The sequence below is a fragment of the Ruegeria sp. CG3 genome, assembly GCF_056537205.1.
Genome location: NZ_JBQFRC010000001.1, coordinates 1,256,738 through 1,269,688, shown reverse-complemented (window position 1 = coordinate 1,269,688; position 12,951 = coordinate 1,256,738). Strand labels below are relative to the sequence as shown.

General features: G+C 63.3%; 12 protein-coding genes. 2 read left to right on the top strand and 10 right to left on the bottom strand.

The annotated features are described in order from the left end of the window. The first annotated feature begins 13 nt into the window (after positions 1-13). Positions 14-832, top strand: a complete 819-nt coding sequence (locus tag ACR0NB_RS06320; RefSeq protein WP_170368320.1) for an ABC transporter substrate-binding protein — start codon at positions 14-16, stop codon at positions 830-832. A 6-nt stretch (positions 833-838) separates the two neighbouring features. On the opposite strand, the gene ACR0NB_RS06315 is transcribed toward ACR0NB_RS06320, so the two are convergent. The 9 genes from ACR0NB_RS06315 to ACR0NB_RS06275 form a co-directional block, all read right to left on the bottom strand. Further along, the gene (locus ACR0NB_RS06315; RefSeq protein WP_480775205.1) at positions 839-1,711 is read right to left on the bottom strand and encodes a substrate-binding domain-containing protein; all 873 of its coding nucleotides are present in this window, start codon (positions 1,709-1,711) and stop codon (positions 839-841) included. A gap of 139 nt (positions 1,712-1,850) precedes the next feature. Beyond that, positions 1,851-3,113, bottom strand: coding sequence for a c-type cytochrome (locus ACR0NB_RS06310; protein WP_480775204.1), 1,263 nt, complete (start codon positions 3,111-3,113; stop codon positions 1,851-1,853). Then, on the bottom strand, positions 3,114-4,322 hold the full coding sequence (locus ACR0NB_RS06305) for a formate dehydrogenase subunit gamma (protein ID WP_480775203.1): 1,209 nt from the start codon (positions 4,320-4,322) through the stop codon (positions 3,114-3,116). Between the two features lie 71 nt (positions 4,323-4,393). Then, positions 4,394-4,987: a formate dehydrogenase FDH3 subunit beta gene (gene fdh3B / locus ACR0NB_RS06300; RefSeq protein ID WP_005983764.1), complete on the bottom strand. Its 594-nt coding sequence runs from the start codon at positions 4,985-4,987 to the stop codon at positions 4,394-4,396. An 11-nt stretch (positions 4,988-4,998) separates the two neighbouring features. Continuing rightward, positions 4,999-7,893, bottom strand: a complete 2,895-nt coding sequence (locus ACR0NB_RS06295) for a formate dehydrogenase subunit alpha (RefSeq protein ID WP_170371225.1) — start codon at positions 7,891-7,893, stop codon at positions 4,999-5,001. A gap of 129 nt (positions 7,894-8,022) precedes the next feature. Further along, entirely contained in the window at positions 8,023-8,211 is a 189-nt protein-coding gene (locus tag ACR0NB_RS06290; protein ID WP_005983760.1) for a twin-arginine translocation signal domain-containing protein, read from the bottom strand. Positions 8,212-8,272: 61 nt separating this feature from the next. Further along, positions 8,273-8,884, bottom strand: a complete 612-nt coding sequence (locus tag ACR0NB_RS06285; protein ID WP_005983758.1) for a TorD/DmsD family molecular chaperone — start codon at positions 8,882-8,884, stop codon at positions 8,273-8,275. Positions 8,885-8,888: 4 nt separating this feature from the next. Next, complete coding sequence (locus ACR0NB_RS06280; protein WP_170524142.1) at positions 8,889-9,458, bottom strand: DUF3306 domain-containing protein; 570 nt, start codon at positions 9,456-9,458, stop codon at positions 8,889-8,891. Next, complete coding sequence (locus ACR0NB_RS06275; RefSeq protein ID WP_170366945.1) at positions 9,455-10,009, bottom strand: DUF3305 domain-containing protein; 555 nt, start codon at positions 10,007-10,009, stop codon at positions 9,455-9,457. The genes ACR0NB_RS06280 and ACR0NB_RS06275 overlap by 4 nt, the downstream gene beginning before the upstream one ends. Before the next feature lie 252 nt (positions 10,010-10,261). Here ACR0NB_RS06275 and ACR0NB_RS06270 point away from each other — a divergent pair, with 252 nt between their 5' ends. Then, a complete protein-coding gene (locus ACR0NB_RS06270) occupies positions 10,262-12,217 on the top strand; it encodes a 4Fe-4S binding protein (RefSeq protein ID WP_480775202.1) in 1,956 nt (651 codons plus the stop codon). Here the strand turns inward: ACR0NB_RS06270 and ACR0NB_RS06265 are convergent. Continuing rightward, positions 12,211-12,939, bottom strand: a complete 729-nt coding sequence (locus ACR0NB_RS06265; protein ID WP_480775201.1) for a c-type cytochrome — start codon at positions 12,937-12,939, stop codon at positions 12,211-12,213. The genes ACR0NB_RS06270 and ACR0NB_RS06265 overlap by 7 nt on opposite strands. Positions 12,940-12,951: the final 12 nt, after the last annotated feature.

Below are 12,951 nucleotides of genomic sequence, written 5' to 3'. Positions count from 1 at the left end.
CCGGAGGCAATCCATGTTTCGCGCAGCAATCAAAAGCGCAATGATCCTGTTCGGGCTGTTGGCCGGTCCGGCAGCGGCCGAAGAACCATTCATTGTCGTGCAGTCCACGACATCGACGCAGAATTCCGGCCTTCTGGACTTTATCCTCCCGGGGTTCGAGGCGGAAAGCGGGATCGATGTCCGTGTTGTGGCCGTGGGGACAGGGCAGGCGATCCGAAACGCGATCAACGGAGACGGTGACGTTCTGCTGGTGCATGCCAAGCCAGCGGAAGAGCAATTCGTGGCCGACGGCTGGGGTGTCGAGCGGCGGGACGTGATGTACAACGATTTTGTCTTGGTGGGGCCGAAATCGGACCCGGCCAAGATCAAAGGCGGCGACGACGCAGTGGCCGCGTTGGCAGCGATCGCGCAGGCCAAAGCTCCGTTCGCGTCGCGCGCGGATGACAGCGGGACCCACAAGGCGGAGAAGGCTCTTTGGAGCCTGTCCGGAACGGACCCGACCTTGTCTTCGGGCGAGTGGTACCGCGAGACCGGGTCGGGCATGGGTGCGACGCTCAACCTGGCTGCGGGCATGGATGCCTATGCTCTGACCGATAGGGCCACATGGCTGTCGTTCGGCAACAAGGGAAACCTTGAGGTTCTGGTCGAAGGCGATCCTCGGTTGTTCAATCAATACGGAGTGATCCTCGTGAACCCCGAAAAGCATCCGCGGGTCCGGGCGGCCGCGGGAAGAAGGTTCATCGACTGGCTCACTGGCCCCGACGGTCAGGAAGCGATCGCGGCGTACAAATTGAACGGTGAGCAGCTCTTTTTTCCGAACGCGCAGCAATAGGGCCGGTCAGTCACTTGCGCCGTTGTGATGGATCTGTCCCAAGCCGGACAGATCGTATCCGCCCAATTCATCTGCGCGACGCCTGAATTTGTCCGTTCCCAAAAAAGTCAGCAGTTTCTGCATCGGCGGATCGAAACAGGACCGCCGCCAGATGGCGAGGTCGAGACGTTCGGAATGGGTCGGAACGAAGCCCAACCCGTAGAGGCGCGCCAGGGCTCCGATGCCGAACCCTGCCTCGGCCTTCCGGTCATGCAGGGCGATTGCCAGTTCCTCTTCGGTGCGGGCGCAAGTCGGCAGGGCGTCAAGATCGGCGCGGCTCAGGCCGCAGCTCTCCAACTGGGCATCGAACAAGTGCTGACTGGCGGCACTGTCCTGGCGCAGAACGACTCGGCGGCCTTTCAGATCACCAAAATCGGAAATTCCCTGAACCTCGGGGGCCAGCAACAGGCCGCGCTGGCGGCTTGCGACCTCGTACAGTACCACGGGCGCCTCTCCCAGCGCATCGCGGACGGAATTGACGTTGAACCCGCCCGGTTCATGGATGTGCAGTACCGCGGCTTGTGCGTCACGTCGCGCAAGGCGGTTCAGCCCGTCGAATGAACCATCGTAATACGTGGCCAACCCCGAGCCGCTTTCGCGGAGCGCCCAATCCAAAAGGGGGTCATGGCTACCAGCCACGATGTCGGGCAGGGGCGGTTTGACCGTGTCCGGTCCGGTACGCGACGTATTGAGCCAAGCCAGTACTTCAGCCCGGGGAAAGAGAAGTTTGCCCATCGCTTTCACGCAGGGCACTTCGCCTGAAGACGCCAGATCATAGGCCTTGCGTTCGCCAATGCGCAGCAGGTCCGCCAACTCTCGTGTGGTCAGGAATTCGGACATTCAGTCTAGTCGCACCGAGGAGCCGGTCTGTGTCTCGGCTGCTGAGTGTCCGAGTTGCTTCAATACCATCGGTGCGGCGGCTGTAATGACGACCATTGCGGCGGCAGCTGCAAGAAGGGCTTTCATCTTATCCTCCGGCTTAGTCTGCGGGCGCTGTCGCGCTGCGCAGAAATTCAATCAGGTCAGTGCGGTCCTGCGCCTGCGCGATCCGCTGCATCGGCATCTTCGATCCCGGAATGTAGTGGTCCGGTCCCTGATCGAAAAGAGCGTTTATCGTCTGTTCGTTCCAAATGATATCAGACCCTTGCAGCGTTTCCGAGAAGATATAGCCGGGCAGTGTTCCAGCCCGCCGCCCGAATACGCCATGCAGGGTCGGTCCGGCCCGGCGCTGATCGTCCGGCGTCAGGCTGTGGCAGATCGAGCATTTCCGGGCGAACTGCCGTTCTCCGTTTTGCATTTCGTCGGGGTCTTTCAGAAAACTCGGCTCTTGGCCGGCCATCCGTTCCTGCGACCCCAGCGCGGCCACCGGCCAGCTGTACATGGCCTGATCCAGCCCTCCTGCGTGCAGGTTCTCTCCATCGGGGGAAAAGGCCAGTGCCCAGACCGGGCCGCGCAGCGTTGCCCGGAAATCCTGCGCGATCCTCCAAGTCTGCGTGTCGATGATCATGATGTAGCCCTCGCCATCGCCCACCGCCAGCAGTGACCGATCCGAGCTGAGTGCGAGCGCAAGGATCGGGCGGCGGTCCAGCGTGAAATCACGCTCGGCCCCGGTGGTCAGGTCCAGAATGCGGGTCACGCCATCGACCGCACCATAGGCGATCCAACCGTCTTGCGCGTTCAGGACCAGTTCGTTGATGCCGAAACCATGCTCGACCAGTCGCGCGGTTTCGGCCCCGGTCGTCACGTCCCAGACCCGCAAGCTGCCGTCGACCCCGGCGGAGTACAGCGACCGCCCGTCCGGCGCGAAGGCCACCGCGTTGACGCCGCTGCCTGTAGGGCCCAGCAACTTGCGCGCACCGCCCTCGGTGGGCCAAAGGCCGATGGTCCCGTCCCAGCTGGCAGTCGCGACTAGGGTCTTTGAGGCGGCAATCCCGACAACCTTGCCCTTGTGCTGGCCAACGACCTGTCCACCGGGCCAACGGCGCAGGGTAAAGTCGTCGCCGGCCGAATAGATCGCCGTGCCGTTGAACACCACCGCGTTCACGGCAGCCTCGTGACCTTCCAGCCAGTCCGGCTGCTGCCCGGACCACAGGCCCACGGAATTGTCGAAACTGGCGGTGGCAATGCGTCCGTCCGGGGCTGTGGCGATGTCCATGATCGGTCCGCCATGGCCCTTGAGCGTGTAGAAATCCGCCGCCAGCGGCAGCGGCAGCAGGGCCAGCGCCAAAGCCAGCCCGCGCATCTATTCGGCAGGCGAGGCCGCGCCGTCGCTGGCCTCCTGTGCCTTTACCTCTTCCAGCCACAGCGAATGGTGCTCGCGCGCCCATTGCTCTTCGACCTCGCCGGTACCCATGGCGTCAAACGCGCCCTCCATGCCGACCGAGCCGAGGTAGATATGGGCCAGGATGATGGCGATGAAGGCATAGGCGACCATGACGTGCCAGATCTGGGCATATTGCATCTCTTCCTGCGGAGACATCTGCGTGGGCAAGTCCAACCCCATCAGTTGGGGCAACCCGGTCGCGTTGGCGATCGCAAACGTCTTGGCGAACATCGGAAGTTCGAACGGGAACAGCAGCGACAGGCCCGACAGGCTGATCGAGACGCCAAGCAGGATGCACAGCCAGAAAATGATCTTTTGACCAGCGTTGAATTTCTTGGCCGGGGGGTGGCTGCCCTTGGTGAACAATCCGCCGCCCGCCGCCAGCCATTTCAGGTCGGTCCGGTTGGGGATGTTGTGGGCGATCCAGTTCACGGTGATGATGAGCAATCCCAGCATGAAGGCCCAGGCCAGATTGTTGTGCAACCACTTGCAGCCTTGCGCGATGGTGGCGAACCCTTCCTTGCCGAACAGGGGGATCAGGAAATCCCGGCCGTAGAGCGTCAGCAGACCGGTCAATCCAAGTATCAGGAACGAGCCGGCAAACAGCCAATGCCCGAACCTTTCAAATCCTGAAAACCGGGTGACCGTTCGGCCTGTTTTCTCACCATCGATGCGGATGCGCCCTCTGATGAGGAAAAACAACAGCAGAACGACCAGCATCCCGCCCAGAATGTAGGTGCCGTATTCACGCAGCGGACCGGTGCGGAAAGTCCACCACCACATGCCGCCGTCCTGGATCAGCACGCCGGCAGCCGGCCCTTTGGTCGACACGGTGACATCCGCCGAGCCATAGCGGATGGCCCGATACACGTCGCTGTCCGAGGCGACGCCGCGCGTGCCCAACTGACCCAGCAGCCCTTCGGCATTGCCTTGCCCGGTATTCTGTGCGCGATAGCTGTTGTCGACCTTTTCGCCGCGTTGCCGGGCCAGAATATCCTCAAGCGTCGTGGCGCCACCGGTCTGCGCGCGCGGGGCAGCGGTTGGTTCGTCTGTGCCGGTCGTGTCCTGTGCAAGCGCGCCGTGCGCGATCCCAAGTGTCAACGTCAAAGCCAGAAAAATGCGCAGCATCGGAACCTCGGTATCAATCCAAAATCGGGTGACCCACCGGGGCGGGTCACCCGTGTTGTCAGGCTGAGGTCTCAGCCGTCCTTCTGGTCGTAGGCCGTGCCCCAACCCCAGGCGCCCGAGCCGAACCCGCGCGCCACGACGCGTTCGCGGTAGATGGCCGAGACCACGTCACCGTCACCGGCGAGCAGGGCCTTGGTCGAACACATCTCGGCGCAGATGGGCAGTTTGCCCTCGGCGATCCGGTTGCGGCCGTATTTGGCGAACTCTGCGGTCGAGTGCGTTTCCTCGGGGCCGCCGGCGCAGAAGGTACATTTGTCCATCTTGCCGCGCGATCCAAAGTTGCCGGCCTGCGGGTATTGCGGCGCGCCGAAGGGGCACGCATAGAAGCAATAGCCGCAGCCGATGCACAGGTCCTTGGAGTGCAGGACGACGCCTTCTTCGTTCTGATAGAAGCAGTCGACCGGGCAGACCGCCATGCAGGGCGCATCCGAACAATGCATGCAGGCAACCGAGATCGAGCGTTCACCCGGCTTGCCGTCATTGATCGTCACCACCCGGCGGCGGTTGATGCCCCACGGAACCTCGTGTTCGTTCTTGCACGCAGTCACGCAGGCGTTGCACTCGATGCAGCGTTCAGCGTCGCAGAGAAACTTTGCTCTAGCCATTGTCGTCCTCCTTACGCTGCCCAGATCTTGCAGAGAGTCGCTTTGGTCTCCTGCATCTGGGTCACTGAATCATAGCCATAGGTCTGGGCGGTGTTGGTGCTTTCACCCAGCACGTACGGGTCGGCACCTTTCGGGTATTTCTCCCTCAGGTCCGCGCCCTGGAAATGGCCGCCGAAGTGGAAGGGCATGAAGGCCACGCCGGCACCGACCCTTTCGGTCAGCATCGCCATCACCTTGACCTTGCCGCCCTCGGGACCTTCGACCCAGACCTGCGATCCGTCGCGAATGCCAAGGTTGTTGGCGTCACGCGGATTGATCTCGACGAACATGTCCTGCTGCAGCTCGGCCAGCCACGGGTTCGACCGTGTCTCGTCGCCGCCACCTTCATATTCGACCAGACGACCTGACGTCAGGATTATCGGGTAATCCTTTGAAAAGTCGTTCTTCTGGATCGAAGCATACAAGGTCGGAAGGCGATAGGCCTGGCGGTCCTCGTAGGTGGGATAGTCAGCCACCAGATCGCGCCGCGGCGTGTACAGCGGCTCGCGGTGCAGCGGGATCGGATCCGGGAAGGTCCAGACCACGGTGCGGGCCTTGGCGTTGCCGAAGGGCGCACAGCCATGCTTGATGGCCACCCGCTGGATGCCGCCTGACAGGTCGGTCTTCCAGTTGGTCTTGGGCCCGGCCACTGCGTCGATGGCCGCGCGTTCTTCGGCCGTCAGGTCGCCATCCCAGCCCAGATCCATCAGCATCTGCATCGTGAACTCGGGGTATCCGTCCTGGATTTCCGAGCCGACGCTGTAGACCCCTTCGGCCAGCAGGTTCTGACCGTCACGCTCGACGCCGAAACGTGCACGGAAGGTCAGGCCACCCTCGGCCACCGGTTTGGACATGTCATAGAGGTTTGGCGTCCCCGGATGCCCCATCTCGGCGGTGCCCCAGCAGGGCCACGGCAGACCGTAGTATTCGCCGTCATTCGGACCGCCCACCGCCTGCAGCGTCGTTCTGTCGAACGTGTGCTGGTTGGCCATATGGCTTTTGATCCGCTCTGGCGACTGACCGGTATAGCCGATCGTCCACAGCCCCGCGTTGAACTCACGCGTGATGCTTTCGACATTCGGGGTTTCGGGGTCCTCCATCTCGATATTACGGAAGAACCGATCCGCCCAGCCGAACTTGTTGGCGAACTTGGCCATGATGACCTCGTCCGGCAGGCTTTCGAACAGCGGATCGACCACCTTGTCACGCCACTGCAACGACCGGTTCGAGGCCGTGACCGAGCCACGGGTTTCGAACTGCGTACAGGCCGGCAGTAGATAGACGCCATCGGTCCGGTCATGCAGGACCGCGGAAACGGTGGGATACGGGTCGATCACGACCAGCATGTCCAGCTTTTCCATCGCCGTCTTCATTTCTACCATCCGGGTCTGCGAGTTGGGCGCGTGGCCCCACAGAACCATGGCGCGGACGTTGTTGGGCTGATCCATGTTCTCGGGATCTTCCAGAACACCGTCGATCCAGCGCGAAACCGGGATGCCCCGTTCGTTCTGCAGCGACTTGTCCTTGCCGTCCTTGTCCTTGACCATTGCGAACTGGCCAGCCAGCCACTCCGGTTCCTCGCCCCAGACGCGGGCCCAGTGACCCCATGCGCCTGCGGACAGGCCGTAATAGCCGGGCAGGGTGTGGGACAGAACGCCCAGATCGGTTGCGCCCTGCACGTTGTCATGGCCGCGGAAGATGTTGGTGCCGCCACCAGAAGTGCCCATGTTGCCCAACGCCAGCTGCAGCACGCAATAGGCGCGCGTGTTGTTGTTGCCGTTGGTGTGCTGGGTGCCGCCCATGCACCAGATCACGGTGCCGGGACGGTTGTTGGCCAGCGTCCGCGCCACGCGCTTGAGCTGCGATCCCGGCACGCCGGTGACGCGCTCGGTCTCTTCAGGGGTCCAGTTGGCGACCTCCTCGCGGATCTGGTCCATGCCCCAGACACGGGTGCGGATGAACTCTTTGTCTTCCCAGCTGTTGTCGAAGATGTGCCACAGGATGCCCCAGATCAGCGCCACGTCGGTGCCGGGGCGGAAGCGGACATATTCGTCGGCATGGGCCGCGGTGCGCGTAAAGCGCGGATCGCAAACGATCAGCGGGGCGTTGTTCTGCTCTTTCGCGCGCAGAACATGCAGCAGCGAGACGGGGTGCGCCTCGGCCGGGTTGCCGCCGATGATGAAGATCGCCTTGGAATTGTGGATGTCGTTGTAGCTGTTGGTCATGGCGCCGTAGCCCCATGTATTCGCAACACCCGCAACGGTGGTCGAGTGGCAGATCCGCGCCTGGTGGTCCACGTTGTTGGTGCCCCAGTAGGCCGCGAATTTGCGGAACAGATAGGCCTGTTCGTTGTTGTGCTTGGCCGAACCCAGCCAATAGACGCTGTCAGGTCCGCTTTCCTCGCGGATGCTCATCATGCCGTCGCCGATCTCGTCGATCGCCTGTTCCCAGCTGATGCGCTTCCACTCGCCACCCTCTTTCTTCATCGGGTATTTCAGGCGGCGTTCGCCATGGGCGTGTTCACGGACAGCGGCCCCCTTGGCACAGTGAGCGCCCAGGTTGAACGGGCTGTCCCAACCGGGTTCCTGCCCGATCCAGACGCCGTTCTGCACTTCGGCAACCACGGTACAGCCGACCGAGCAATGCGTGCAGACGGATTTGATGTTCTCGACAGCCGTGTTGGCTGCGGTCTGGGCGCTGGCGGGCGACACGGTTCCACCCGTGGCGCTGATCGCGGCCAGGCCGCCGATCGTCAGGCCCGAGCCACGCAGGAACGCGCGGCGATCGACGCTCTTTTCGCCGATTTGGGACAGGATACTTGTCCGCTGGGGGCGTCTCGCAACCCCGTTGGTCTTTTTCCTAAGCATTTCCTTCCTCCCTTGCTGGCCATGTTGATCATGGCTGGCTTGGTGTTTCGAAATCGACGTCAGGGCCAATCGCAACCGTCAGCCGAGTGTGACCACGTCCGGACTTGCGCCGGGCGTCGCCGGGGCGGCCTAGAAGCGCGCGCTGTCGAAATAGGCGCGGGTATGCGCCGTGTCCTGAATGCGGGTCTCGTCCGAGGGTTGCTCGGCCGCTTCCGCCTCGGTTCCCAGGCTGGCCGCTGCAACGGCTGCCGGGGCCGCGGTGCCCGCCAGTTTCAGGAAGTCGCGGCGGCTGGCGCCGGTCTCCTTGGTCTTGCTCATGGGATCCTCCTTTCCCATTTGCGGTTCAGCGCCCGCCGGGGCGCCAGCGAATGACGGCCGCCTAATGCGTCGTCATGCGGAAGGCCTCGCGTTCGATCTCCATGAAAACCCGGCCGGCGGTGCCGACCGAGGCATAGAGAACCGAATGCTCGGCTGCTTCCAGGTCCGAGAAAAAGTGCTCGGCCCAGGGGCCGATATGCTTGTTCCAGAACGTCTTTTGATCTTCCAACGCGGCCGGGCCGCCGAAACGGCCGACGATCATGCCGCCCATCATCTCCATCAACGAGGCGATGTTGTCTTCGGGTTCGAACACGTTTGCCGCCCGGGTGATGCCCCGCGCCGCCATGTCGTTGCGCAGCTGCGCCAGCGGTTTCTCGTTCAGGAACCCGGTCAGGTAGAAGCTGGCATAGGGCAGCAGTTCTCCGCGCCCCAGCCCGATGAACAATGCGTTGAACTCGCGCTCAGCCGCTTCGGGCTTGGTCACTTTGGCCACGCGGGCCATGGCCTGAATGGCCTGGCCTAGATCGGTCTCGTCCCCCGACAACGCCGCGATCTGGCTCAGCAGGGTCTGGTCGGGTGGTGTTGCCAGAAGCAGGCCCAGAAAGTTGTAGAAATCCGCGCGCAGACGGTCCTCGGGGGAAATCTCGAACGTCTGCGGGTCGCGAATGTTCATCGGGTCATCCTTCGAATTCGAATTTCATGCGCCGCGGGGCCGGGGGGCGTTCGTCCTCATCCGGTTGGATGGCGTCTGCCACTTCGACAGGGGGCGCGGGCTCGGCTTCAGGCTCGGGCGTTTCGGTAGTCGGCTCGGCTTCGGCCTCGACCGGGTGTTCCTCGGCTTCCTTCTGCTCGGCCAACGCCTCGATATGGCGCAACATGCCTTTGCCCACCTGGTAAGCCGTCTGCAGGTTTTCGACCACGCAGGCGGCGTCGGTGTAGTCCTCACCGTAATCGACCAGCCCGTCCACATTCGCCAGTACCGGGTTCAACCGCCACAAGCGCCGCAAGGCGCGGCGGCGCAGACGGTCCGGCACGGCCTTGTCCATGAAGCCCGAAACATCGTCGCCCGCCTGCAGCAGGTCCGGGTCGGGCAGGTCAAGCTCGGCCAAAATCTCGGCGTCGGTCTTTTCTTCCAGTTCGGCTTGCTGCGCGGCGATCTCCTGCGCGGTCAGGGCCTCTTGTTCGGCATGCGCTTCGGCCTGCACGGCGGCCTTGCGGCGAGACCAGAAATCCTGCCGGGTGCTCATTGTACGGCCCTCCGCGGGGCGCGGTAGACATCCGAGGTCTGGCGGATGCGCGCATCGCCCTTGCCATCTTCTACAAGATCCACCCGTTTCTTGTCGCGGCGGCGTTTGACGAACACCTCATCGCGGTGATGGGCCACAGTGAAATCGCGCACCCAGGCGATCAAGCCTTCGGTCATAGGGATCTTTTCCACGATCTCTTCGCCGGTATCGGCATAGTCCTGCCCTTCATAAGGTGACGCTGTGATCAGAAACGCGTTCAGCGGGCGATCACCTTCGGCATCGTCACGCAGGACAAGATACAGCGATGGCTGGCTGTCCGAGAGATTGGCCATATAGGCCTCGGTTTCGTCGGACCAGAGTTTCAAGGGCAGGGTGGCAGCGTGGTATTCGACCGCATCGCCCTCGCGGCGCAGTTCAACCCAGTCAGCCGGCGGGGCGCCAGGCAGCACCGCGACCGCGCGCCAATTCCACCGGGCCCAGCGAGTGACCCCCGGTGTCTTGCGCACGACGACGCCAACCGGCATTTCGATCTGTTTTGCGGCCTCGGCCACTTTGATCCTCCCCGGAAAAGCTCTCCCCTGCTTTCCCTTAGGTTCACTATGGTACACAAATGGGCCACGTGCCAAGTCCGCAGCGGCCTGAAATGGTCGTGATTTGGAAAAAAGTCGTCGCAAATGGGTCGCGGCGACGATCAGCCGACTTTGGCGGGCGAGGCAGAGTTTCTGACCAGAACCGGCCGCCACACGTTGCATGGGCGGCGTTTGGGTCTAAGGTTAGGGGCAAGGAAGAGATGCGGGGGGAACATGGTCACCAAATTGGTCTTGTGCGATTGCGCCGGAAGTCAGGCCCAGGACGGGCAAGGGATATCGGACGCCTGCGGTGCTGAATGCAGCAGGGTCCACACGGCGCTGTGCACCTCCGAACTGACCGCTGCGGCCAAGCTGATGCAGTCGGATGACCAGATCGTAATCGCCTGCGGGCAAGAGGCCCAAGTTTTTCAAGAACTGGCCGAGGAACTGGGCGTGGATCACCCCGGCATTGTCGATCTGCGCGACCGGGCCGGCTGGTCCGAGCAAGGGCGGTCGGCGATGCCCAAGATGGCGGCGCTGGCGGCCGAGGCTCTGTTGCAACAGCCGATCACGCCCAGCGTGGATGTCATCAGCGAAGGCACCGCCTGCATCATCGGGCCGGGTGAGGTTGCGTTTGACCTTGCACAGCAACTGTCGGACACGATGGCGGTGACGGTGGTCGTCACCGATGAGGCGCAGCCTGACAGCCGGGCCTATGACGTGGTGCGCGCGCGGGTCCGGTCGGTCTCGGGGGCGCTGGGCGGGTTCAACCTGCGGTTGGATGCGTTGCAGCAGATTGATCCGGCAGGGCGCGGTGCGTTTGCCTGGACCCCGCCGCGCGACGGTGCGGTGTCGGCCTGCGATGTACTGATCGACCTGGCGGGGGGTAAGCCTTTCGTGACGGCCCCCGACAAGCGCGAAGGCTACCTGCGCGCCGACCCGCGCGATGTTGTGGCGGTTGCCCGGTTGGCCTTTGACGCGGCGCAGCTGGTCGGGACTTTCGAAAAGCCGCTGTATGTCCGACTCGAAGAAACATTGTGCGCCCATTCGCGGGCCGGTCAGGTGGGCTGTTCCAACTGTCTGGACATCTGCCCCACCGGGGCCATCACCCCGGCCGGAGATCACGTGGCCATCGACCCGATGGTCTGCGCGGGCTGCGGTGAATGCGCGGCCCTGTGCCCCTCGACCGCGATCAGCTACGAAGATCCGCCGGTGGCGGCCCTGCTGGCGCGGATGCAGACCTTGGCGGCGATCTACCGTCGGGCCGGGGGGCGTGCCCCGCGCCTGTTGGTACATGATGCCTACGGGGCCGAGATGATCCGGCTGGCCGCGCGGTTCGGACGCGGGCTGCCTGCCGATGTGATTCCGCTGGAACTGGGTGTGGTGTCCGGCTTTGGACATGCCGAGATGCTGGCCGCCTTGGCCCATGGCTTTGCCCGGGTCGACATCCTGCTGGCCCCGACGACCGAGCGGGATGCGTTGGAGCGCGAACTGCCACTGGCGCTGGCCATCGCCGGAGCGGACGTTGTCGGAGTGATCGACGAATCCGATCCCGATGCGCTGGCCGACCTGCTCTATGCGCAGGACGTGCCGCAACCACTGGCCCAGCCGGTTCTGCCGCTGGGCAACCGGCGTCAGATCACGCGGCTGGCGGCGCAGGCGTTGCGCCCCGATGCGTCTCAGCCGCTGCCTCTGCCGGAACACGCACCCTATGGCGCGGTGGCGGTGGACACCGAAGCCTGCACCCTTTGCCTGAGTTGCGTGTCGCTGTGCCCGTCAGGCGCATTGATCGACAACCCCGACATGCCTCAGCTGAATTTTCAGCAGGATGCCTGCCTGCAATGCGGGCTGTGCAAGACCATCTGTCCCGAAAGCGCGATCACCTTGGTGCCCGAGCTGGACCTGAGCGACCGTGCGCTGTCGCCGCGTGTTCTGAACGAGGAAGAGCCCTTTGCCTGCATCGAATGCGGTGCTCTGTTCGGGGTGAAATCGACGGTCGAGCGGATCATGGAGAAGCTGGCCGGCAGCCATCCGATGTTTGCCACGTCCGAGCAGGCGAAGATGATCCAGATGTGTGACGATTGCCGTGTCCAGGCGCAGTTCCACAGCGAGTATAACCCATTTGCCTCAAAGCCCAAGCCCAAGGTCGTTACCACAGATGACTACTTCAGCAAGCGCAAGGATCACTGAAGCTTGAGCGGCGCCCCCAGATCGGCCGCGCGGATGACCGAGACATAGGCCAGAATGGCTTCAACCTCGTCCTGAGTGAGCGTTACCGGATGAATGGGCGGGGGCCGTTCGGGGTTGAAGGGCGCAGTGATCCCTTCGATCTGGGTAAAGGACGGATGCGGGTTCAGGGCAAAGAATGCCTGAAACCGGTTCGACCAGTCCGGCATCGCGCGCAGCACCGCAAAGGACGGCGTGGAGCCCAACCCGTTCATCCGGTTCTGCGGGCCAATCACATGACAGCGCCCGCAATGGGTCAGCGACAGCTTTTCGCCCAGCACGGCGTCGCCTTCGATGGCATCCGACTCGGGTGCGGCGACCGTTTCGAAACTGGCCGAGAACGGGTCGCCCTCGGTCGGTGCAAAGGTTTCGACGGTGCGCTTGCCCACATCGGACAACAGCCAATCCTGAAAACGGGCCTGCCGCGGATCGTCCTGAACGCGCAGGTGATAGATGTCGCCGCCGCGCTGAAACACCGGCTGTCCCGGTGGCCCGACCGCCAGAACCATCGCGCCACCTTCATCCGCGACAACGCGGATTCCGGTCTTGAGCGAGAAGCGCGGAAGAATATGTTTCAAAAGGCCCGAGCGTGCGACATCTTCCGGCGCGGCCAGACCAATCTCCTCCTGCGACCAAGAGGGGCTGGCGAAGAGCGTCAGGCTCAGGCACAAAAGAACAAAGCGCATGGCCCAGCCTAA